Source organism: Pseudomonas sp. 478, from assembly GCF_003254125.1.
Classification (GTDB): domain Bacteria; phylum Pseudomonadota; class Gammaproteobacteria; order Pseudomonadales; family Pseudomonadaceae; genus Aquipseudomonas.
The window spans coordinates 41,697-63,054 of record NZ_QKZG01000022.1 but is presented as its reverse complement, the minus strand read 5'-3'; the positions used below and the strand labels follow the sequence as shown (position 1 = coordinate 63,054).

Annotated in this window: 19 protein-coding genes; 4 read left to right on the top strand and 15 right to left on the bottom strand. The window is 59.6% G+C overall.

The features are described from left to right. From pqqC to DFS28_RS29700, 5 genes are all read right to left on the bottom strand, one after another. On the bottom strand, positions 1-440 hold a 440-nt coding region (gene pqqC, locus DFS28_RS29720), incomplete at its 3' end, for a pyrroloquinoline-quinone synthase PqqC (RefSeq protein WP_146604233.1). 139 nt (positions 441-579) lie between these two features. Then, the gene (pqqB, locus tag DFS28_RS29715; RefSeq protein ID WP_111452625.1) at positions 580-1,491 is read right to left on the bottom strand and encodes a pyrroloquinoline quinone biosynthesis protein PqqB; all 912 of its coding nucleotides are present in this window, start codon (positions 1,489-1,491) and stop codon (positions 580-582) included. 125 nt (positions 1,492-1,616) lie between these two features. Further along, entirely contained in the window at positions 1,617-1,688 is a 72-nt protein-coding gene (gene pqqA / locus DFS28_RS29710) for a pyrroloquinoline quinone precursor peptide PqqA (RefSeq protein WP_003243383.1), read from the bottom strand. Between the two features lie 116 nt (positions 1,689-1,804). After that, complete coding sequence (locus tag DFS28_RS29705; RefSeq protein WP_111452624.1) at positions 1,805-3,901, bottom strand: PQQ-dependent dehydrogenase, methanol/ethanol family; 2,097 nt, start codon at positions 3,899-3,901, stop codon at positions 1,805-1,807. A 54-nt stretch (positions 3,902-3,955) separates the two neighbouring features. Continuing rightward, positions 3,956-4,888, bottom strand: a complete 933-nt coding sequence (locus tag DFS28_RS29700) for a transporter (protein WP_111452623.1) — start codon at positions 4,886-4,888, stop codon at positions 3,956-3,958. Positions 4,889-5,147: 259 nt separating this feature from the next. Here DFS28_RS29700 and DFS28_RS29695 point away from each other — a divergent pair, with 259 nt between their 5' ends. Next, positions 5,148-7,052, top strand: a complete 1,905-nt coding sequence (locus DFS28_RS29695; protein ID WP_111452622.1) for a sigma-54-dependent Fis family transcriptional regulator — start codon at positions 5,148-5,150, stop codon at positions 7,050-7,052. Positions 7,053-7,111: 59 nt separating this feature from the next. On the opposite strand, the gene DFS28_RS29690 is transcribed toward DFS28_RS29695, so the two are convergent. Together DFS28_RS29690 and DFS28_RS29685 are read right to left on the bottom strand one after the other, a co-directional pair. Next, positions 7,112-7,384, bottom strand: coding sequence for a DUF4242 domain-containing protein (locus DFS28_RS29690; protein WP_111452621.1), 273 nt, complete (start codon positions 7,382-7,384; stop codon positions 7,112-7,114). 97 nt (positions 7,385-7,481) lie between these two features. Continuing rightward, on the bottom strand, positions 7,482-8,969 hold the full coding sequence (locus DFS28_RS29685; protein ID WP_111452620.1) for an aldehyde dehydrogenase: 1,488 nt from the start codon (positions 8,967-8,969) through the stop codon (positions 7,482-7,484). 325 nt (positions 8,970-9,294) lie between these two features. Here DFS28_RS29685 and DFS28_RS29680 point away from each other — a divergent pair, with 325 nt between their 5' ends. Next, positions 9,295-10,323, top strand: coding sequence for an AraC family transcriptional regulator (locus tag DFS28_RS29680; protein ID WP_111452628.1), 1,029 nt, complete (start codon positions 9,295-9,297; stop codon positions 10,321-10,323). Between the two features lie 79 nt (positions 10,324-10,402). On the opposite strand, the gene DFS28_RS29675 is transcribed toward DFS28_RS29680, so the two are convergent. From DFS28_RS29675 to DFS28_RS29640, 8 genes are all read right to left on the bottom strand, one after another. After that, entirely contained in the window at positions 10,403-11,326 is a 924-nt protein-coding gene (locus tag DFS28_RS29675; protein WP_111452619.1) for a transporter, read from the bottom strand. Between the two features lie 106 nt (positions 11,327-11,432). After that, on the bottom strand, positions 11,433-12,617 hold the full coding sequence (locus DFS28_RS29670) for a serine hydrolase (RefSeq protein ID WP_111452618.1): 1,185 nt from the start codon (positions 12,615-12,617) through the stop codon (positions 11,433-11,435). A gap of 379 nt (positions 12,618-12,996) precedes the next feature. Continuing rightward, positions 12,997-13,785 (bottom strand): SDR family oxidoreductase, encoded by a 789-nt coding sequence (locus tag DFS28_RS29665; protein ID WP_111452617.1) that lies wholly within the window; start codon positions 13,783-13,785, stop codon positions 12,997-12,999. A 60-nt stretch (positions 13,786-13,845) separates the two neighbouring features. Continuing rightward, a complete protein-coding gene (locus DFS28_RS29660) occupies positions 13,846-15,393 on the bottom strand; it encodes an amino acid ABC transporter permease/ATP-binding protein (RefSeq protein WP_111452616.1) in 1,548 nt (515 codons plus the stop codon). Between the two features lie 64 nt (positions 15,394-15,457). Next, entirely contained in the window at positions 15,458-16,252 is a 795-nt protein-coding gene (locus tag DFS28_RS29655) for an ABC transporter substrate-binding protein (RefSeq protein ID WP_111452615.1), read from the bottom strand. A 45-nt stretch (positions 16,253-16,297) separates the two neighbouring features. Further along, positions 16,298-17,368, bottom strand: a complete 1,071-nt coding sequence (locus DFS28_RS29650) for an isopenicillin N synthase family oxygenase (protein WP_111452614.1) — start codon at positions 17,366-17,368, stop codon at positions 16,298-16,300. A gap of 14 nt (positions 17,369-17,382) precedes the next feature. Continuing rightward, a complete protein-coding gene (locus DFS28_RS29645) occupies positions 17,383-18,234 on the bottom strand; it encodes a sugar phosphate isomerase/epimerase (protein WP_111452613.1) in 852 nt (283 codons plus the stop codon). A 415-nt stretch (positions 18,235-18,649) separates the two neighbouring features. Then, positions 18,650-19,225, bottom strand: coding sequence for a TetR/AcrR family transcriptional regulator (locus tag DFS28_RS29640; RefSeq protein ID WP_111452612.1), 576 nt, complete (start codon positions 19,223-19,225; stop codon positions 18,650-18,652). Positions 19,226-19,371: 146 nt separating this feature from the next. Between DFS28_RS29640 and DFS28_RS29635 the strand changes: the two genes are divergently transcribed. After that, positions 19,372-20,493: an alkene reductase gene (locus DFS28_RS29635; protein ID WP_111452611.1), complete on the top strand. Its 1,122-nt coding sequence runs from the start codon at positions 19,372-19,374 to the stop codon at positions 20,491-20,493. 52 nt (positions 20,494-20,545) lie between these two features. Next, a complete protein-coding gene (locus DFS28_RS29630) occupies positions 20,546-21,334 on the top strand; it encodes an SDR family oxidoreductase (RefSeq protein WP_111452610.1) in 789 nt (262 codons plus the stop codon). Positions 21,335-21,358: the final 24 nt, after the last annotated feature.

Genomic DNA, 21,358 nt, shown 5'->3' with positions numbered 1-21,358 from the left:
AGTTCGGTCAGCGAGCTGCTGGCGGCTTCCTGCCAACTGGCACGGCGGGCGAAGTTGACGTAGGCATCGACGGCAAAACGTACACCGGGCAGTACCAATTCCTGCGAGCGCAGTTGATCCGGGTCGAGGCCGACGGCCTGACCCAGGCGCAGCCAGGCCTCGATGCCGCCGTCTTCGCCGGGGGCGCCGTCATGGTCGAGCAGGCGCTGAATCCACTCACGACGAATCTCGCGGTCCGGGCAATTGGCGAGGATCGCGGCGTCCTTGAGCGGGATGTTCACTTGGTAATAGAAACGGTTGGCAACCCAGCCCTGGATCTGCTCGCGCGTTGCCCGGCCTTCATACATCGCCACGTGGTACGGGTGATGGATGTGGTAATAGGCGCCTTTGGCGCGCAGCGCTGCTTCGAACTCGGCGGGGGACAGTGCGGTGTCAGTCATGTCTGTTCTCCGGGAACAACCATCGGATTATGTGGTGTCTGGTCGGGCCTTATCGCCAGCAGGCTGGCTCCCACATTGGAATGCGACCAACTGTGGGAGCCAGCCTGCTGGCGATAGACCGCGCAGCGGTCTCGATGTCCTACAGCACAATACTCATGCCGTCATACGCCACTTCAACCTCGCGCCGAGCCAGTTCTGCACGCTCCGGCGAATCCTCATCGAGAATCGGGTTGGTGTTGTTGATGTGGATAAGCACTTTGCGCTGCTTGGGCAGTTGTTCCAGCACTTCCAGCATGCCGCCGGGGCCGTTCTGCGCCAGGTGGCCCATTTCCCGGCCGGTGCGGGTGCCGACGCCACGGCGCTGCATTTCGTCGTCATCCCACAGCGTGCCGTCCACCAGCAGGCAATCGCTGCCGGCCATGATCTCGAGCAGCGGTGCGTCGACCTTGCCCAGGCCCGGCGCGTAGAACAGTTTGCCGCCGGTGTTGAGGTCTTCAACGATCAGGCCGATGTTGTCGCCGGGGTGCGGGTCGAAACGGTGCGGCGAGTACGGTGGGGCGGCGCTGCGTAGCGGCAAGGGGGTGAAGCGCAGGCTCGGGCAGGCCGGGATGGTGAAGCTGCGGTCGAGCTCGATCGGGTTCCAGGTCAGCCCGCCGTTCCAGTGGGTCAGCATGGTGAACAACGGGAAACCGCTGCTCAAGTCTTCGTGGACCATGTCGGTGCACCAGACCTGGTGCGGGCAACCTTCACGCAGGCTGAGCAGGCCGGTGGTGTGGTCGATCTGGCTGTCCATCAGGATGATCGCGTTGATGCCGGTATCGCGCAGGGCGCGGCCCGGTTGCATCGGGGCGAAGCTCTGGAGTTGGGCGCGAATGTCCGGCGATGCGTTGCACAGCACCCAGTTCACGCCGTTATCGGAAATGGCGATGGACGACTGGGTCCGCGCCTTGGCGTTCAGGCTGCCATCGCGAAAACCGGCGCAGTTCACGCAGTTGCAGTTCCACTGGGGGAAACCACCGCCGGCGGCGGAGCCAAGAATCTGGATGTGCATGAGGGGTTCCGACAGGCAGTCACGCGGGAGCGCGACTGCGGAAAAAAGTCCCCAGCGAGCTGGGGCAAGGTTCGCGTGGCGCGACGTTCGTGGAGCGGACGGAGGCGCAGCACCACGCTCAAGGGTCAGCGGTTAGCGAAGTACATGGTGACTTCAAAACCAATGCGCAGGTCGGTGTAGGCAGGTTTGGTCCACATGATGAGTTCCTCACTGTTGTTGGATGGTTTGATCAAAAGCCTGTTGTGCATCCTTGCTTGGCATGGTGGCGAGTCCGGTCATCCTGACTCGCCGCCGTTGCGCTACCGCTCCGTAATCATGGCGTGGCCTTGGCCGCGGTCGGTTGCTGTGCCTTGAGGTAATCGGCGTACTCCCGACTCATCACGTAGCGCTTGATCTTCTCGACATCGGCGGGCTCCAGGCTGTCCTTGAAAGACGGCATACCGAGAGGTCGCAGCACGCCATCCAGGACGATCTGCTGGAACAGGTCGCGGCGCGGCTCGTCGGACTTGCGCAGATCGGGGATCAATCCACCACTGACTGCGCCCACGCCGTGGCAGACGGAGCAGTAGCCGCCGTACAACTGTTGGCCGGCGGCGATATCCGCGGGGGAAGCGTCGACCGGTTTTGGCGTGCGGTTTACGGCCACCACTGTTTTCTCTGGCAGCGGCGGCAGGGATGCCTTGCCGTCGAGTTTGAACACCAGCAGGCGGCTGAGATTACCGGCCCCCGGCGCCAAAGCGGCATCGCCTCCGATCAGCGGGGCGACACCACCCCAGCCGGCCATCACGGCGATGTACTGCTCACCCTCCAGGCTGTAGGTCATCGGGGCGGCGACGATGCCGGTCTGTGCGCCGAATGACCAGAGCTTCTTGCCTTTGTCTGCAGAGTAGGCGATGAAGTTGCCGTCGGCCGTACCCTGGAACACCAGGTTGCCGGCGGTGCTCAGGGTGCCGCCGTTCCAGTAGTGAGAGTAGGGGACGCGCCAGGCTTCCTTCTGTTTGACCGGGTCCCAGGCCAACAGTGCGCCGGAAACGGCCTCGCGGGGAATCGCGGTGGTGTCGGAGAAGCCCGCACCGGTGTTGAAGCCCTTACGTTTGACGAAGTCCTTGCCTTCGTTGCGGTAGACGCCTGGAATCTCCTGATAGGGGATATAAACCAGGCCGGTTTGTGGGTTGAACGACATCGAATGCCAGCCGTGCGCGCCGAAGGGGCTCGGCCACATGACGATGGGCTCTTTCTCGTAGCGCACGCCGGGCGCCTCCACCGGCTTGCCAGTGGCCAGATCGATCTTCTCGGCCCAGGTTACCTTGCCGAACTTTTCGGCAGAGAGCAGCTCGCCGGTCTGGCGGTCGATGACATAGAAGAAGCCGTTCTTCGGCGCTTGCATCAGCACCTTGCGTGGCTTGCCGCCGATCTCCAGGGTAGCCAGGGTGATCTGTTGGGTGGCGGTGAAGTCCCAGGAGTCGCCCGGGGTCACCTGATAGTGCCAGGCCAGTCGGCCGCTGTCCGGGTTGAGCGCGAGGATCGAGGACAGGTAGAGGTTGTCGCCGCCACCGGGACTGCGCAGCTCGCGGTTCCACGGCGAACCGTTGCCGGTGCCGACGTACAGCAGGTCCAGTTCAGGGTCATAGGCCATGCCGTCCCACACCGTGCCGCCGCCGCCGAGCTTCCAGTACTCGTCACCCTTCCAGGTCTTGGCCGCTTCGGCCAGCTCAGGGTGTTCGTAGGGTTTGTTCGGGTCGCCGGGCACAGTGTAGAAGCGCCAAGCCATCTTGCCGCTCTCGGCATCATAGGCGGAGAAGTAGCCACGCACGCCGTACTCGGCGCCGCCGTTGCCGATGATCACCTTACCCTTTACCACACGCGGCGCGCCGGTGATGGTGTAGGGCTTGCTGTTATCGGTGGTCTGCTGACTCCACACCTGCTTGCCGGTTTTTGCGTCGAGGGCAATCAGTCGGCCGTCCAGGGTGCCAATGAAGACCTTGCCATTCCACAGTGCGACACCGCGGTTGACCGCGTCACAGCATGCGTCACGGGCCTTGTCGCGGGCGATCTGCGGATCGAAGGTCCAGAGTGTCTTGCCGGTGCGCGCATCCACCGCCATCGCGCGGCTCCAGGACAGCGAGGTATAGAGCACGCCGTCGGCGAACAGCGGCGTTGCTTCCAGGCCGCGGTGGTTATCGAGGTCAAGGGACCAGGCCAGACCCAGCTTGCCGGCGTTCTGCGCGGTGATCTGGTCCAGTGGGCTGAAGCGCTGTTCGTCATAGGTGCGGCCATGGCTGAGCCATTGGCTACCGTCTTGCTTGCTGGCAATGATGGCGGCCTGGTCGACCTGTGTAGCGACGACCAACGGTGCCAGCAAGGCGAAGGCCAGGCCAGCGAGAATTTGGGATGCAAACTGCGTGTTCATAGACGCAGGACTCCTGTTATTTGATTGGAATGAGACCCTGGCGAGCGGCGGTGGCTAGAACAGCTGGAGGATGCGCAAGTTGATGCGGCTGTCCTCCTTGAACCCGTTGTCCACTTCTATGTCTTGACCGTAATTGACCATCAACTGGGTACTTGGGGTGACGAAGTACGACGTGCCGACAGTGAATTTGCTGGTGCCGGGCTTGTCGTCCATGTCCAGGTCACTGATGTTGCTTTCGCCGCCCCAGAGTTTCGAAATGCCAGCGCGCACATCGAAACGCTCGGTGAAGTTGTAGCGCAGAAAAGCCTGGCCTTGATAGAGCGGGTCCTGCTTCTGGGTGACGCTGGCGCTACCGTAGTCATCGTTGTCGCCGAAGAAGGTCACGTCGCCGACCAGATCAAGGGTCAGCTTTTCGGTCAAACCGGTGATATAGCCGGCTTGCAGGGCGAACTTCCAGCGGTTCTCGCCGAGGTTGATCGCCTGATCCTTGTCGTAGCTGCCGGTGGGCACAAAGAGGAAGGGGGTGATACCAAAGTAACGACGCTTTTCCGGTTCATTCAGCAGCCAGACGGTGGCGGCAAGGATCAAGTCGCCAGTGCCGCTGTCGTTGCCCAGGTCTTGCAGGTCATCCTTGGCTCGCACGTTGCCGAACGGCAGGAGGAACTGAGGGTCGACGATGTAATCGCCGATCTTGGTGAAGTGCACGCCGCGCAGAATGCCGATGTCGGAATCCAGACCGGCATTGATGGGGACCTTGTGGCTGTCGGCGTATAGGGCGTCGCGTTCGGTGTGCTGGTAATAGAGCAACCCCAGGTTGGTGCCTTCCGCAAGGGCGGTGTAATCGCCAGCATCGACATCCACAGCCGAGGCGCTGCAGGAGAAACCGGCGAGCAGGCTCAATAGCGAAGCATGCAACAGATGCGCTGGACGGCGCTCGCGCGGCAACCCCGCAGGGCTGAGGCGAGCCGGCTCTGTGCTCATTTTCATAACATCACCTTTATTGTTTTTGTTTATGATCGAACTTAGTGTCGGAGCGCTTATCCGGACTAACGTGAAGTCATTGAGCAGGGCTTGTGCCAGCTTTTTCTATTTTGTAAAAAGCAATTTTAAATCAATGGCTTAAATAACAATAAGAGTTGTCGAACGAAGCGCGGGAATTGTCCCGCTGTATCACTGGCTCAAATTGAGACAGTGGCTTGGGGTCGAGCTGGCCCACTTCGAGACATTCGCCCGCGAGACGCATGCCATGCACAAACTCAACAGCCCCGCGCCCCTTCCTTCGCGCAAGCGTTTCGTCGATTCCCAAGTGGTCGAGAGATCCTGGCAGCGCTCGCAGAATTACGGCCTGTGCCAGCGCGACAGTCTGTTGTTCGACGCTCCGGTGGTCGCCAGCGGCTCGCAGATCGCCGAAAGCAATCGCCTGCTGCTTACCTGCGCCACCCCGGAGATGGAGCAGCTGCACGCCGCTCTGTCGCCGAAGGACTGGGTGCTGGCCTGCATCGATCTGGAAGGCGTAGTACTCAGCACCCTGGGCCACCGCATCTCCGACAACCGCGAGTTGAACCAGGTGTTCCGTGTCGGCGCGCAAATTTCCGAGCAGAACGTGGGTACCACCGCGCCGAGTTGCGCCCTGACCGAGCGCGACTCGGTGTTTTTTGTCGGCGAGGAGCATTACCTCGAGGAGGCTCGCCGTTTCTCCTGCCTGGCCACGCCGATCTTCGGCCTGGACGGCGGCATAGTCGGAGTACTGGACGCCAGCAGCAAACACGGCGTGCCCTCGGTCTACACTCTGGATTCCCTGGTGTTCGCCGCTCGTGCCATCGAAAACCGCATGTTCGCCCAGCTAGGTGATGTGCTGCTGGTGCACCTGCACCACCGCCTGGACATTCTCGGTACGCCACTGGAAGGCCTGATGGCCTTCGACCCGGCCGGTAAGTTGCGCTGTGTCAACCGCATCGCCGGACAGTTGTTGAATCTCGGCGAGATTCGGTCCGGCCTGGACTTCGCCGAGCTGTTCGACATGCCTTTCGTTCATGCCACCTGCTATTGCCGCCACGACCTCAGTGCGCCTTTGCGCTTGCGCAGCCACCACCGCGGCGAACTGCATGCTTGTATCACTCTGAGTCCTGATCAGAAAATGACGCGGGTGCCGCGTTCGACATCTTTGCCTGCAACTACCGTCGAGCAGTTGCCCTCGTCCGAGGCCGGCCCCTGCCTGCAGGATTCGGCCTTGCAGGACGCTCTGGCCCGGGCACGCAAGGCCTTCTCCCATGACATCCCGGTGCTGATCAACGGCGAAACCGGCACGGGCAAGGAGGTTTTTGCCCGTCTGTTGCATGAAGGCAGCCGCCGAGCTGGTGAGGCCTTCGTCGCGATCAACTGTTCGTCCATCCCGGCCAGCCTGATCGAGTCGGAACTGTTTGGTCACGTCGAAGGTGCCTTTACCGGCAGCCGCAAGGGTGGCGCCAGTGGCAAGATCGAACAGGCGCACAAGGGCACTCTGTTTCTTGACGAGATCGGGGACATGCCCCTGGAACTGCAAGGTCGCCTGCTGCGCGTGCTGCAGGAACGCAGCCTGAGCCGTCTTGGCAGCAGCCAGGTAATCAAGGTGGACTGCGCGCTGATCTGCGCCACCCACCGAGATCTCAAGCTGCTCAGCGCCAACCAGGGCTTTCGCGAGGATCTCTACTACCGCATCAATGGCCTGCGCGTATTCCTGCCGGCCCTACGCGAGCGTCGCGACCTCGAAGCGCTGATCCAGCACTTGCTGTGCGCCGCAACCACCCCACACCAACCGCTCAGCCTGAGCAAAGCGGCACTGCAGGCGCTGTTGGCTTACCGTTGGCCGGGCAATGTTCGCCAGCTTAACCAGACCCTGCGTCTGGCCGCTGCCTTGGCCGAGAGCGACAGGGAAATCGACCTGCAGCATCTGCCGGATGACGTATTGGAGGGTTGTGAAGTTCCGGTCGGGTCAACGGCAGGGACACCGCAGCCGCATCTACAGGCGGGGGATACCCTGCAGGTCTCGGAGCTGCGTGCAATCAAGGCGGCGGTGGAAGCGAGCGGCGGCAACCTCTCGGCCGCCGCGCGCAGCCTGGGAATCGGGCGAGCGACCCTGTATCGGAAGCTCAAGGGAATGGAGGAGGGTTAACGCTGGAGGCAACGCCGCGCTCCGACAGGAGCGGCGGCCTTGCGCATGGCGTGGCGGTACTATCCGGCGGTGTTTGGGCCGATGATTTCGAGCACTTCGGCGACGCTGTTGGCCGGGAAGCCGCCCTGCGCGGCGTGTTCGCGGATCAACTGTTCGTTCGCCGCGATGTACAGACAGTAGACCTTGTCGTCAGTCACATAGCTCTGCAGCCATTGGATCTGTGGTCCCATGGTGCTGAGCACGGCACAAGACTTCTGCGAAATGGCCTGGAGTTCTTCGGCCGAGAGTTTTCCCGCGCCCGGAATTTCCCGCTCGATGACATATTTGGGCATGACAGATTCCTTGATAGTTGAGTTGTGGGTGGGTGCTGGCGTGATGCTGAGAAGAAAAAGCAGCCGGGGGCGCTAACCACCCTCCGGCTGAAATGGGTTACAGCTTGATCATCACCGTCTTCAGTTCGGTGTAGTGGTCGATAGCCGCCGCACCCAATTCGCGGCCGACACCGGAGAGCTTGTAGCCGCCAAAGGGCAGTACCGGGTCGAGGGCGCTGTGGCAGTTGACCCAGATCGAGCCGGACTTGATGCGCGGGATCATGCGGTGCACCGCGCTCATGTCGTTGGACCAGATGCTGGCGCCAAGGCCGTAGGGATTGTCGTTGGCCAGGCGCACGGCTTCGTCGAGGTCGTCGAAGGGCATGGCCACCAGCACCGGGCCGAAGATCTCCTCCTGCACCAGGCGATGCTTCTGGTCGACGTCGACGATTACCGTGGGTTGGACGAAGTAGCCGGGACCGAACTTCTCGCCGCCGCAGGCGATAGTGGCGCCCAGTTCGCGGCCCATCTCGATGTAGTTGTGCACCCGATCCTGTTGCTTGGCGGAGATCAGCGGACCCATGGCCGCGCTGGGGTCGAGGCCGCTACCGAGTTTCATGCCATTGGCGATATCGACGATGTCGCCCACCACCCGGTCGAAGTGTTTGCGGTGCACGTACAGGCGCGAGCCGGCGCAACACACCTGGCCCTGGTTGAAGAAGATGGCGCTGGCGGCACCGGCGGCGGCCACCTGCAGATCGGCGTCGGCCAGGACGATGGTGGGCGACTTGCCGCCCAGCTCCAGGGTGACGCGGGTCATGTTGTCCATGGCTGCTTTGCCAATCTGCTTGCCCACTTCGGTGGAGCCGGTGAAGGTCAGCTTGTCTACGCCCGGGTGGCGGGTCAGCGCCGCGCCAGCGCTGAGGCCGGTGCCGGTGACCACGTTGAATACGCCGGTGGGGTAGCCGGCTTCCAGCACCAGTTCGGCCAGCTTGAGGGCACTCAGCGGCGTCTCGTCGGCCGGCTTGAGTACCAGGCTGCAACCGGTGGCCAGGGCCGGACCGAGTTTCCAGCAAGCCAACATGAAGGGGAAGTTCCAGGCGACGATGGCACCGACCACACCTACCGCCTCGCGGCGGATAAAGGCGTGGAATTCGCTGTCCGGCATCAGTGGCAGGGACGGATCTACTGTACTGCCCGAGAGCTTGGTGGCCCAGCCGGCCATGTAGCGCAAGGAGTCGATGGACAACTGCACGTCCACCAGACGGGCCATCTGCACGCTCTTGCCGTTGTTCAGACATTCCAGCTCGGCGATCACCTGAGCGTCGCGCTCGATCAAGTCGGCCAGGCGCCACAGCAGGTTCTGCCGCTCGCGCGGACGCATGCGGCTCCAGGCAGAATCATCGAAGGCGCGGCGCGCGGCTTGCACCGCACGGTCCACGTCGACATGGTCGGCGGACGGCACTTCCAGCAGAAGGTTGCCGGTGGCTGGGTTGCGCACGGCCATGGTCGCGCCGCTGGCGGCGTCCATCCATCCGGCGCCGATCAGCATGCGCGGTTTTCTTGAGAGGAATTCGACGGTCTTGGGATGCAGTAGGTTTTCCATGGGTGGCGCCTCGTTGTTGTGGGTCTTGTACCGGACCCAGGAGCAACGCCTGTGCCAGCCCCACCGAAAGCGCCGCGGGCGCTGGGCTCCCGGCCTTACTTGGGAGGCAACCCGGACAGGACCGGCAAAACAGGCTGTATCAAACTCGTACAACTGTCTCGGAATGGGACAACGGCGTACCGCACTGAGTCGACCAGACCGGTGCAAAGTGAAGACGCCGTCAACGGTCCCTCGCGCTATCAAAAAGCTCTTTACGAAGGAGCACAGGCGCTGGATGATCTCGAACCTGCAACCTGACCCTAAAAAAATAAAAACAGGTGTCTCTATGCTTCTTGAGCATGCGTTGTTAACCGATGTCAGCGGCAAGCCGCTACGCCAGCAACACAAAATCTTTTCAACCGAGTGGGATGAAATCAGCGACTGGTCGGATCGCGTTTACATGCCCTATCGTGTGGCCCCCATCGGGCATGCCATCAAGCCGCGCGCAACCATGCATTCGTCCAGGATTGGCGAGTTGACGCTGACTCGTTTTGCCTATGGAGTCGCGGTGAGCGTCGATGAGTTTTCCCCCGAGGCGGGGAATGCGTTACTGCTTACGACCGTTCGCGGCAATGCCCGGCACTGGGCTCAACGTTCGGTCACTGAGGATACGGCAGTAGGTCAATCCTTCATTGCCAATTGCAGTCGTGTCGATTACCGGATCGACCTCGACCCGGATCACCTGCAACTGAATCTGACTATTCCTCATGCAGTTTTGGAGCGGATGGCGCAGCAGTGGTTTGGGTTCGTGCCCGATGATCGGTTCTGGAGACATAAATGCATTATCGGCGGAATCGGTTCTAGCTGGCTAAGCCTGCTGGAGTACACGGTTCGTTGTGTTGCCGAGGCTTCCGAACACATGGCTGAAGGACGTATGGGGGCTCACCTGGAGCAAAGTCTTTGCGTTCATTTATTGCGAGAGTGGGCTGGCCGCGCCGAGCAAGCAGGGCTTGATTTCAATAGTCCAATGAACCGGATTGCACCGCGTTATGTCAGGGCCGCTGAAGAGTTCATGAGTGCCAACGCAGCGAACCTGCCGACGATGACAGAGGTTGCCAGTGCCGTCGGGACCAGTGTGCGGGCATTGAGTGGAGCCTTCTCGCGTTTTCGCGGCATGACGCCCGGTGCGTTCTTGCGCGAGCAGCGATTGCAGGGTGTGCGCCGCGATTTATTGGCAACGGATCCGGAGTCGGGTACGACTGTTTCCACCATCGCCTTTCGGTGGGGTTATCTAAACCTGGGTGAATTTGCGGGAATCTATCGCAAGCGTTTCAGTGAATTACCCTCCCAAACCTTGCAGCGCCGACTGCGTTAGCGATGCGAGGCAGGAAAGGGCACCGAGAGTGACGTCCAATCCACTCTCGGTGCCCAGGAAGCCAATCACTTGCTGTAGGTCAGAACACCCACAACAGCCGCAGGTTTACCCGCTGCTTTTCCTTGAAGCCGTTGTCGACCGATACGTCCTGGCCGTAATTGAGCAGGGCCTGGAACGTCGGGGTCATCCAGTACGATCCCCCGACACGGTACTTGCTGGTGTTGGGTTCATCGTCCTGATCCTGACCGTCAATGCTCGTCTCACCACCCCAGAGTTGAGACGCACCGACATGCACCGACAGCTTGGGTGTCACGGCGTATCTCAGGTAGGTCTGGGCTTGCCATAGTGGCTTCTGGCGCAACGTCAGGCTTTGACTCGTGAGGTCGTCATTTTTGCCAAACAGGGTCACGTCGGCGGTGAGGTCCAGGGATAACTTTTCAGTGAGGCCGGTCACATAGCCCGTCTGCAACGTCATCTTCCAACGGTTTTCTCCAAGGTTGAGTGCATCGTTTCGGTCATAGTTACCGGTCGGCACGTACAGGTAGGGCGCTATGCCCCAGTAACGGTTCTTCGCCGGATCATTCACGAGCCACAGGGTGGACGCCAGAATCAAGTCGCCCGTGCCATTGGCTTGTCCCAACGCGTCGTTATCGCGTGTTCCTTCCAGGCGCCCGAATGGCAACAGGAACTGCGTATTGATCGTGTAGTCACCCAACTGCTGGTAATTCGCAACGCGCAATATGCCGATATCCGAGTCGAGTCCCGCTTTGATCGCAACCTTGTGACCGTTACCGTAAAGCGACCGCCGTTCGGCATGCTGGAGGTAAAGCAAGCCGATATTGCTGCCGGCTGGAAGCGCTGCGGTGTATTCGCCGGCGTCCACATCGACAGCTTCGGCGTTGCCCGCCAGAGTCGCCAACAGGAGGCCGGCGCTGATTGTTGACGTGCCAAATGCGCATTCTGTGGATCGAGCGCGCGCAGGGGTACGTGTGGAGATCTCCATGAGTCACCTGTTTTGTTTTTGTTGTTTTCGGAGAAGGGGATAGTTTTCTTGCGCCATCGCCTGGAGCCCTTGGAGGGCTCTCATGCGAATCGAATCAAGTACGGGTTCAGGTGGTCAGATTGCGGTAGGCCGCCGTTTCGAAATCCAGATATCCATTGGTCGAAACAGGGTCTACGAATGGCAATATCTGAGTGGCCCAAAAACCGCCGATGCCATTCTTGCGATCGATCCAATAGAAAAGATTGGCCAATCCAGCCCACGCCAAAGAGCCCGCAGGACGACCGGTGGGTGCGTCTTGTTCGTTGATCATGAAACTCAACGCCCATGACTTTGGCATGCCGGGGAAGAATTCCGCCGTGTGGGAAATACTCGGAATCACGCAGGGAAGGGCTTTTATTTTCAGGTTGTCGAGCCCGTTTTTTTCAGCGAAACGAATCGTCTCAGGCTTCAGAATGGGTCCGTGATCACCTTGTCCATCGTTTAACCAGGCCCGGATGAACAGGCAATAATCCTTCACTGTCGAGAACAGACCATGGCCTCCCATGTGCACTTCTGGTTCCTCTGGAAGAAGGGAACCCTCGACTGCGGTCAGCGATCCATCTTCTTCACGCTGATGCATTCCAGCCCGTCGCTGGAACATCGATGCAGTCATGCTAAAGGCGGTATCGGTCATGCCCAGCGGCTCAAAAATACGCTGTTGCATGACTTCACCCAGACGTTTGCCGGTAATGGCCTCGACCACCAGACCGGCCCAATCCATGCTGGAACCGTATTCCCACTGTTCACCAGGCTCAAACAGCAAGGGCGTCATGAGTGCCGCCAACGATCCACTGATGATGCTGGGTTGGCGTCCTTCCTGGACTAGCCTGTTGTAGTTCTCGTTAAAGAATTCATAACCCAGGCCTGCGGTATGAAGCAGAAGCATCCGCGTGGTGATGTGTTTTTTTGGCGCGCGAAGCCGCGGGGTGCCGTCGATATCAAACCCTTCGAGCACCTTGAGTTCGCCGATCATCGGCACATAGTTCCTGGCAGGCGCATCGAGATCCAGTAGGCCGTCCTCGACCAACTGAAGCACCGCCGTGGCGGTTATCGCTTTAGTCGTCGAAAACATGGCGAAAACACTGTCGGTCGTCATTGCACCGGCTTGACCGAGCGTCCGTTGACCTGAAGCTCCTTCGTAGAGCAAACCGTCGCGCCCGGTTATTGCTGCGACTACGCCTGGGACGCGCTGCGGTCCAGCGGTGACGGTATCGAGCAAGTGGTTGAGTGATGATGTAAACACTGGATTCATTATTCTTATTCTCCTTACACCCGACCCATAGTCCGCTCGGCTAGAGCCTATGGCGGGGTGTGCAGTGGCAGGACTGACTGGACCGACGTGAAGCGATGAACGTCGGTCAGTGGAGAGTAAGAAGATAAAATTAAAGCGTCTGTCGGCTGCCGGCAGAGGGTGTCGGAATCAGGCACTTATTTAAGTGCCGCGCAGGTGGGCTTGATAGACAGTTTCCGACAAGCACCGGCAACCCATAACGACTGATAGGGAAGTACAACAGACTCAGTTGCAAAGCCTGTCGTACTACTGAGTTCATTTGGACTCGGTATCAGGGTTGAGGGTTGGAACGCAATGGCGAACGCATCTATGCCATTCGCTCCAGTTGTGCCTGCCGTCTTTATTGGCTGGAGCGAATGGCCCCTCCATCAATCAACAGGTTCTGCCCGGTCAGGTAGCCCGCATGGCTGCTGCAAATGAAGGCGCACAGAGCGCCGAACTCCTCGGGTGAGCCGAAGCGTTTGGCAGGAATTTCGCTACGGCATTCGCCGAGGAATGCCTCACTGTCTTGCCCCGATTCTTCGGCAGCAGCGACCAGGTTGTCACGCAGTCGATCGGTGTCGAATGAGCCCGGTTGCAGGTTGTTGATCGTCACATTCCGACTGGCGATGTTTTCTTGCCGGGCAAGCCCTGCGATAAATCCCGTCAGACCACTGCGCGCGCCATTGGAAAGACCCAGGCTTTCGATCGGGGACTTCACGGCACTCGACGTGATGTTGATGATTCGGCCAAATCCGCGGGTCGCCATGCCGTCTACCGTTGCCTTGATCAGCTCGATAGGGGTGAGCATGTTGGTATCCAATGCCTTCAGCCAGGCGTCGCGGTCCCATTCGCGGAAATCCCCGGGAGGAGGGCCTCCAGCGTTGTTGATCAAAATATCGAAATGCTCATGGGCCATGAGGGCGGCCGCGCGACCCTCGGGCGTTGAAATGTCTCCGGCTACGGCGATGACCGTCACTTCAGGATTGATCGCTCTGAGCTGACGGGCTGTTTCATTCAGCGTCTGTTCGCCTCGGGCGGTGATCACCACGTTCACGCCTTCGCTGACGAGTGCCTGTGCGCAGGCTTTACCCAGGCCTTTGCTGGCCGCGCACACCAGCGCCCAGCGTCCTGCTATTCCAAGGTTCATGCGTGTTTTCCTGAAAGAAGGAAGCTCAAAGAAAGTGGTTGCCTGCTGCAGCATCCATGCTCACGCATGATTCGCAGTGACAGGCAGGTTTGGCGATCGAGTACTGATGCCCATAAAGCGCCGCACTCTCTCTCCTTCGGCATCGCAGCGTATGGTTTCAGGTGCGGCATCCAGTTGGATATTACCGTTCTCCATGAACACGACCCGGTCGGATATCGACATGGCAAAATCCATTTCGTGGGTGACGATAATCATGGTCATGCCTTCACTGGCAAGGTCGCGTATGACGTTCAGCACATCGCCCACCAGCTCTGGATCGAGCGCTGACGTAGGCTCGTCGAACAGCATGATGTCCGGTTCCATGGCCAAAGCACGCGCGATTGCCACGCGCTGTTGCTGTCCGCCGGAGAGTTGGTGCGGGTACTTGTGGGCATGGGCGAGCAGGCCGACCTTGTCCAGCAGCGCATACGCACGGTGTTCGCTCAGCTCGCCAGGGATGCCGTGGTAACGCGGCGCCAGCGTGACGTTGTCGAGAATGGTGCGGTGCGGGAACAGATTGAAGTTCTGGAACACCATGCCAATGTGCCGCACGCCTTTGCGCAGACGGGCGCTGTTGGGTTTGTCCGACGCTTCGATGAATTTTTCACCGAACAACAGAATGTCGCCGGTATCGATGGTTTCCAGGCCGTTGACCGTGCGGATCAGCGAAGTTTTGCCGGAACCGGATGGGCCAATGATCGAGATCACCTGGCCGTATTCGACATTCAGATCGATCCCCATCAGCACTTGGTGCGTGCCATAGCTCTTCTGGATGTTCTTCAGTTGCAGGATTGGCGTCGTGTTGTTGCCCGCGGCTTTACGCGCAATGTCGGGCAAGGCTTCGGCGCAGGCCTTGAGCTTGACCACGGCGGCGGCATCGAGTGTATGCGGCTTGCGGAAGTTCAGGTCCAGGTAGCGCTCCAGGCGCTGCAGGAAAAAGCCGAACACGGTGACGATCAGCACGTAGTACACGCCCACCGCCGCCAGGGTTTCCATGACCAGGAAGTTGGTGGCATAGAGGCGTTGGCCGACCGTGAGGATTTCGGTCAGGGAGATGACGGAGACAAGCGACGTCAGCTTGACCACCGTGATGTATTCATTGATCAACGTCGGCAGCGAGATACGGAAAGCCTGGGGGATCACGATCAAGCGCTGCATGCCGAACAGGCCGACACCCAGCGCGCGGCCTGCTTCCTTTTGGCCCTTGGCCACGGAGATCAGGCCACCACGGTGGATCTCTGCCATGTAAGCCGCTTCCGTGACCACCAAGGCAAGCAAGCCGGAGTAGAAGGGGTTCGACAGAATCGGTCCGCTACCGGGAAACAATTGGGGCAAGTTGTAGACGAAGACCACCAGCACCAGCAACGGGATGCTGCGGAAGAACCAGATGTAGACCGCCGCGGGAATGCGCAATAGGGGCGACTGGGACAACTTGGCCGTGGCCAGGCCAAAGCCCAGCAGCATGCCGAGGAACCAGGCCAGGGCACTGAGCTGGACCACCGTGACGCAGGCCTTCCAAAAGTCCGGCAGGGAGAACAGGGAGAAGAAATACGACCAATCGAATTGCATAGGGCACCTCGATCTGCCACCCCGGTGCAGGGGCGGCAGATGACCAGACTACAAGGACACGTTCTTAGTGGGCAGTCGGTTCTTCCAAGCCATATTTCTTAAGAATAGCGGCGTATTCACCGCTCTTTTTCGTCTCTTCGAAGGCTTTTTGCACGGCCTGGAATGTTTCGTCGTTACCCTTCTTGACGAAGATACCGAGGGTTTGTTGATAGATCGGGTGTTCGGTGGTGATCACTACCCGGCCATTGGTTTTTTCCGCGATCATTTTGGCAGCGCCAGCGATTTCAACCTGGGCCTGAATGTTTTTGGACAACAGGGCCTGGGTCACTTCGGGCGCAGAAGGGTACTCGCTGACGGTGATCGCGCCTTTGTTATTCGGCACGCAGTACTCATCGGAGAGTTTCTTGAATTCCTTGACCCAGGTGGTGCCCTGTTCCAGACCCAGTTTCAAGCCGCACAGGTCTTCAGGTTTTTTCGCATTGATCTCGCTGCCCTTGGGCACCATGACCGCGGCACCAGTGTTGGCATAGGCGATGGTCTGGGCCTGAGTCTGGCGCTCCGGTGTGATGTACATGCCGGAAATGACCGCGTCGTATTTGGCGGAGTTCAGGCCCAGGATCAGGCTCGGGAATTTGGTGTCGATGAACTCCACCTTGGCGTTCATGTGCTTGGCCAGGGCGGCTGCCAGTTCCGGGTCTGAGCCCACCACGTTTTTGTCTTTGTCATAGGACTCAAAAGGAGGGTAGGTGATTTCCATGCCGACCTTGAACGTGTCTGATGCGGCCATGCTCAACGAGGCACCGAGCATACCGGCTGCCAATACAGCCAAGCTCAAAAGGGTTTTTTTATTGTTTTTCATTGTTCACTGACTCCGGCGTAGGTAAGGGGTAACTGAAAGCTTCAATCAGGACGGTTGCGCCTGATTTTTCAAATGTCCGAAACTGGCGGGCTTGCGTGCCTTGCCTGGCAGTTGAACGTCCCCATTGGCCACCCTCTGGCGCAGATACTGATAGGTCTGCAGTGCCTGGCCGTACATGTGTTCGCCGATCGTGATTTCTTCGTAGTCGTTGCCTCCCTGGGTGAACCCGGGCAGCGGTTTGATCTGGGTGTGATAGTCGCAGGCATAAAACAGAGGAAAGGAATAACGCTCCTCCTTCACGCTCCGCACCCGGTGCGCAGTGGCAACGAATGCGCCTGCTGTCATCACTTCCAGCATGTCGCCGATGTTGACCACAAAGGCATCGGCCATCGGTGGTGCATCGATCCATTGTCCAAGGTTGTTCATCACCTCAAGGCCTGGTTTGTCGGCCAGGAGGATGGTGAAGCACTCGTAATCAGTATGGGCGCCAAGGCCCGGTGCGTCATGGGCGGCACCGTCGAAGGGGTAGTGGATCAGGCGCAGCTTGGACGGCGGGCGGGTGACCAGGCTGTCGAAATAGTTTTCATCCAGCCCCAGGGTCAGGGCAAAGCCGCCGAACAGGCGCCGGCCCAAGGCGAAGATCGCTTCATAGTAGGCCTGCACCGACGCCTTGAAACCCGGCAGTTGTGGCCAGTCGTTGGGCCCCAGCAATGGGGTGTTGGCCAGCACCAGCGGATCATCGGCCGGGACTTCGAAGCCGACGTCGAAGGCTTCCTTGTGGTCCGGCTTGCCTTTGGAATAGACCTCTTCGCCTTCGGGCACAAAGCCCTTGTGGGTTTGCGAGGTGCCGATGTAGTGCCGCATCTTGGTGTCGAAGGGCTGGTCGAAAAAGTCCTTGGCCGCCTTGCGCAGGTTGGCGATCAATTGCGGGTCGATACCGTGATTGGTGATATAGAGGAACCCGACTTCGCTGGCGGCGCGCCCCAAATGTTCGGCCACGGCCAGGCGGTGTTCCAGTTCGACGCTGTACAGACCGGCGATGTTGACCACCGGGATGCTATTGAAGTTGGCTTTGTGTGTGTCAGTGCTGGCGCTGTTGTTTTTATCATCAGGCATGACGCATCGGCTCCCTAAGGATGGCTTGAGTGGTGGAAACGCTCGAAGTGTTCGCGCTCGGTCTGGCCCATCCACACGTTCAATGACCACAGGTCGGCGACCGGGACATTGGTGAAGGGCAAATGATGCAGGTAGCCGTCAGCGCCGAATTCCGGGGTCAGGGTACTGACCTGGTAACCGCGGGCTTGCTGCGAGCGCCAGATGCTTTCCCAGTGCTGCTGATGGAAAGCCAGTTCTTTTGCATATTCGGGAGCCGCCGGGTGCGGAACCTGTGGGCCCTGGTCGTAACCGACCCGTGCCTGGATATGGTGAACCCGCTCGATGAAAGCGCTCAGATCATCGGCCGGGTCATTCAACAGACGCTCGCAGGTCACGACCCAATGGCTGATGTCACTGGTGAACAACAGATCGGGCTGTTGCCGGATCAACTCCAGGGTCACCCAGGGGTTGAACAGCGAACGCGAGCGGTGAGTTTCGAAACTGCAGACCTGGCCGTGCTTGCGCGCCAGATCCAGCGCCTGGCCAAAAAACTCCACTTGTTGGGGCAAGGACCAGCGGTCATTGCCCGCCAGCACGTTGACGAAATGTGGGCCGAGCTCGGCGGCCCAGGCGAGTTTCTGATCGAGGTCATTGAGGTGAACGGCAGGGGGCGCCGACTGGTCCGGCAGCACATCGTATGCAGTGAAAACCGTGCTGATGTAACCCAGGCGATTGGCCTGGAGAAAGGCGGCGAACTCGGCCCGTTCACGGGCGTCCAGTGGCAGACGTGCTTCCATTCCATCAAAGCCCGCCTGCAGCAGCTCTTCAAGCGCCTGGGCCTTGCTGGCGGTGTAACCCCACAGCGTGCGGAAAATTTCCAGCTTCATCGGTGATCCTCAAAAATCCTCAGGCCTACTGCAAAAGCACTTCGACAAAGCCAGCCGGCGCTGCCGTGGCTGGTTCGCTGTGGAGCCGATGTTAGGCATAGGCGGCGGGGTGGAAGAATCCGAAATTTCAAATGAATACTTCAGACTTCCGTCAACAAATAGCTAGCTATTTATCGCGTTTTTCAAGGGGGATTTTATGGGCGAGTAGGTGTCTATGCTGGCTATTAGCGAGGGGTGCCATTGTTACGGCATCATTTTGAAGAGTCCCAAGCGAGACTGGGGCGTTAATGGTCCGCTTCTGGGGTGATAGCCGTTTGTGGCGAAGGGCAGCAGTCCACCCAATGCTGCCGGTGGCGGCAGGCAGAAAACGGTGAAAAGTAGACATTCATTCGTGTCGGCCAAGGACGAAATGAACCTACGATTGAATAGATAATGATGCGGTCATCTTCGTGTGACACACCGCCAGAATTTCATCCGCCAACGCCGAGTCGTCAGGACAGGCGCGCGATAACATGATCGCACCGACCGCGCGCGCCAACAGGTCGATCACTTTCTCCCTAGCCTCACCCGCTGGCGCATCCGGCCCGGTCGGGTATTTTTCGCCGAGAATTTGCAGCGTGCGCTCAATGCCCTCAGCGAATGCTGACTTCACATCGCCGGACTGACGCGCAGCGTCGCCGCACAACGCTGCCATGGTGCAACCCGTGGCGCGCCCGTCGCGATGATCCCTGGACACATACACATCGATGAAATCCTTGATGCTCAGTGCTTCAGCGCTGATCAGCGATTGCGCAAGGCTGTTGGCCGAGGCCTCAGCCATCAAGTCGGCCTTCGAACCGAAATGTTTGTAGAAACCGCCATGGGTGAAACCGGCAGCGGCCATCAAGTCGGCCACGCCGACACCGTCAAAACCGCGTTCGCGAAACATGGCCGAGGCCGTTTCGACGATGTGCTCCCGATTGGCCTGGGCCTGGGCCTTGCTCACTCGCATGTTCGATACCTCGTTACCGCTGGAAATTCGTGGGTTGATGATACATGGATGTTGATCATAATCAAAATTGTTGACAGTTTAGATTTCGATCATCATCCTAAATGCCGGCGATATGAAATTCACCAACGGGCACGGAACAAACACTTATGAGCGACCAGAATCTGTTTACCCCTTACACGCTTGGCACGCTGAAACTGTCAAACCGCGTGGTTCTCGCCCCGCTGACGCGCAATCGCGCCGGAAAAGGCTTTGTACCGAGTGAATTTGCTGCTGCCTATTACAGCCAGCGAGCCAGCGCGGGCTTGCTGATTTCCGAAGCCTCGCAGATATCCCAGCAGGGACAGGGCTATCAGGACACACCAGGCATTTACACACCGGCTCAGATAGAGGGATGGCGCAAGGTGACCGATGCCGTGCACGCCAAGGGCGGGAGAATTTTCCTGCAACTGTGGCATGTGGGCCGTGTTTCCCACGTCGATCTGCAACAGCACGGCGCGGCGCCGGTAGCCCCTTCCGCGCTTCGTCCCGCGACCAAGGTGTTCGTCAACAACCACTTCGAGGACGTTTCCGAGCCACGAGCATTGGAAGCTGACGAATTGCCGGGCATCGTCAACGATTTCCGCCAAGCGGCGGCAAACGCCATTGCGGCAGGCTTCGATGGCGTGGAAATCCACGGTGCAAACGGCTATTTGCTGGATCAGTTCATCAAGGACGGCTCCAACCTGCGTACTGATGCGTACGGCGGCTCAATCGCAAACCGTGCGCGTCTGCTGCTGGAAGTGACGGCTGCCGTGGCCGCCGAGATTGGTGCTGATCGCACGGGCATTCGCCTTTCGCCTGTCTCGCCGGCCAATGGTGTATCGAGCCGTGATCCGCAGGCTCAGTTCGATTACATCGTCGATCAACTCAATGCTCTGGACATCGTTTATCTGCACGTCGTCGAAGGCGCGACCGGTGGACCTCGCGACATGGCGCCCTTTGATTTCGGCGCCTTGCGTCTGCGCTTCAAGAACACCTACATCGCCAACAATGGCTATGACCTGGGCCTGGCCACGGAACGCCTTGCGCATGACAAGGCCGACCTGATCGCCTTTGGCCGTCCTTTTATCGGCAACCCTGATCTGGTGGAGCGGCTCAAAACAGGTGCGCCACTGTCCGCCTTTGACCCTTCCACGCTCTACGGCGGCGGAGCGGCGGGATACATCGACTACCCGACGCTTGACGAATCCAGTGCTGTCGCGAACCAGGCACAAGCTGATCGGGCCTGATTTTGATCGTGCATCCATCCCCATTCATGTTCCCGAAAAAAGAGCTGACATTATGACTACTCGTCCTACCGTTCTCATCACTGGCGCTTCCACCGGCATCGGCGCGGTTTATGCCCAACGTTTCGCCCAACGCGGGCATGATCTGGTGTTGGTCGCCCGCGACCACTCGCGACTGGAAACGCTCGCCGCAAAGTTGCGTGGCGAACACAACGTTGCCATTGAGGTGGTTCCGGCCGACCTGACTCAACTCAGCGACCTGCACACTGTCGAAGCGCGCCTGCGGGATGACGAGCGCATCGGCATCCTCGTCAACAATGCCGGTGCCGCGCAGTCCGGCACCTTCATCGAGCAAAGCACCGACAGCGTTGCGCAGCTGGTGGCCCTCAACACCACTGCACTGGTGCGACTCGCCAGCGCCATCGCGCCACGCCTGGCCAAAGCAGGTGAAGGCGCGATCATCAACATTGGTTCGGTGGTGGGCCTGGCGCCTGAATTTGGCATGTCGGTCTATGGGGCGACCAAGGCGTTTGTGCTGTTCCTTTCCCAAGGCCTGAGCCTGGAACTTTCGCCTCTGGGTGTTTATGTGCAAGCCGTATTGCCCGCCGCCACCCGCACGGAGATTTGGGACCGCGCCGGTATCGACATCAACACCTTGAGCCAAATCATGGAAGTGGATGACCTGGTCGATGCCGCACTGGTCGGCTTCGACCGCCGCGAACCGGTGACCATTCCTCCGTTGCAAGAAGGCGAGCGCTGGGATGCCCTGCAAACCGCACGTCAGGGTCTTTTGTCGCAGATCAGACAGTCCGCCGTGGCGCCACGCTATTTGACTCAAGTCTGAACCCTGTCGAGCAGGTCGGCCTCG

What these genes read in the sequence shown, in the direction of transcription:
- pqqB (WP_111452625.1), bottom strand. Translation starts at nt 1,491, where the DNA reads ATGCACATCCAGATTCTTGGCTCCGCCGCCGGCGGTGGTTTCCCCCAG.
- DFS28_RS29705 (WP_111452624.1), bottom strand. Translation starts at nt 3,901, where the DNA reads ATGAACACGCAGTTTGCATCCCAAATTCTCGCTGGCCTGGCCTTCGCC.
- DFS28_RS29700 (WP_111452623.1), bottom strand. Translation starts at nt 4,888, where the DNA reads ATGAAAATGAGCACAGAGCCGGCTCGCCTCAGCCCTGCGGGGTTGCCG.
- DFS28_RS29695 (WP_111452622.1), top strand. Translation starts at nt 5,148, where the DNA reads ATGCACAAACTCAACAGCCCCGCGCCCCTTCCTTCGCGCAAGCGTTTC.
- DFS28_RS29690 (WP_111452621.1), bottom strand. Translation starts at nt 7,384, where the DNA reads ATGCCCAAATATGTCATCGAGCGGGAAATTCCGGGCGCGGGAAAACTC.
- DFS28_RS29685 (WP_111452620.1), bottom strand. Translation starts at nt 8,969, where the DNA reads ATGGAAAACCTACTGCATCCCAAGACCGTCGAATTCCTCTCAAGAAAA.
- DFS28_RS29680 (WP_111452628.1), top strand. Translation starts at nt 9,295, where the DNA reads ATGCTTCTTGAGCATGCGTTGTTAACCGATGTCAGCGGCAAGCCGCTA.
- DFS28_RS29675 (WP_111452619.1), bottom strand. Translation starts at nt 11,326, where the DNA reads ATGGAGATCTCCACACGTACCCCTGCGCGCGCTCGATCCACAGAATGC.
- DFS28_RS29670 (WP_111452618.1), bottom strand. Translation starts at nt 12,617, where the DNA reads ATGAATCCAGTGTTTACATCATCACTCAACCACTTGCTCGATACCGTC.
- DFS28_RS29665 (WP_111452617.1), bottom strand. Translation starts at nt 13,785, where the DNA reads ATGAACCTTGGAATAGCAGGACGCTGGGCGCTGGTGTGCGCGGCCAGC.
- DFS28_RS29660 (WP_111452616.1), bottom strand. Translation starts at nt 15,393, where the DNA reads ATGCAATTCGATTGGTCGTATTTCTTCTCCCTGTTCTCCCTGCCGGAC.
- DFS28_RS29655 (WP_111452615.1), bottom strand. Translation starts at nt 16,252, where the DNA reads ATGAAAAACAATAAAAAAACCCTTTTGAGCTTGGCTGTATTGGCAGCC.
- DFS28_RS29650 (WP_111452614.1), bottom strand. Translation starts at nt 17,368, where the DNA reads ATGCCTGATGATAAAAACAACAGCGCCAGCACTGACACACACAAAGCC.
- DFS28_RS29645 (WP_111452613.1), bottom strand. Translation starts at nt 18,234, where the DNA reads ATGAAGCTGGAAATTTTCCGCACGCTGTGGGGTTACACCGCCAGCAAG.
- DFS28_RS29640 (WP_111452612.1), bottom strand. Translation starts at nt 19,225, where the DNA reads ATGCGAGTGAGCAAGGCCCAGGCCCAGGCCAATCGGGAGCACATCGTC.
- DFS28_RS29635 (WP_111452611.1), top strand. Translation starts at nt 19,372, where the DNA reads ATGAGCGACCAGAATCTGTTTACCCCTTACACGCTTGGCACGCTGAAA.
- DFS28_RS29630 (WP_111452610.1), top strand. Translation starts at nt 20,546, where the DNA reads ATGACTACTCGTCCTACCGTTCTCATCACTGGCGCTTCCACCGGCATC.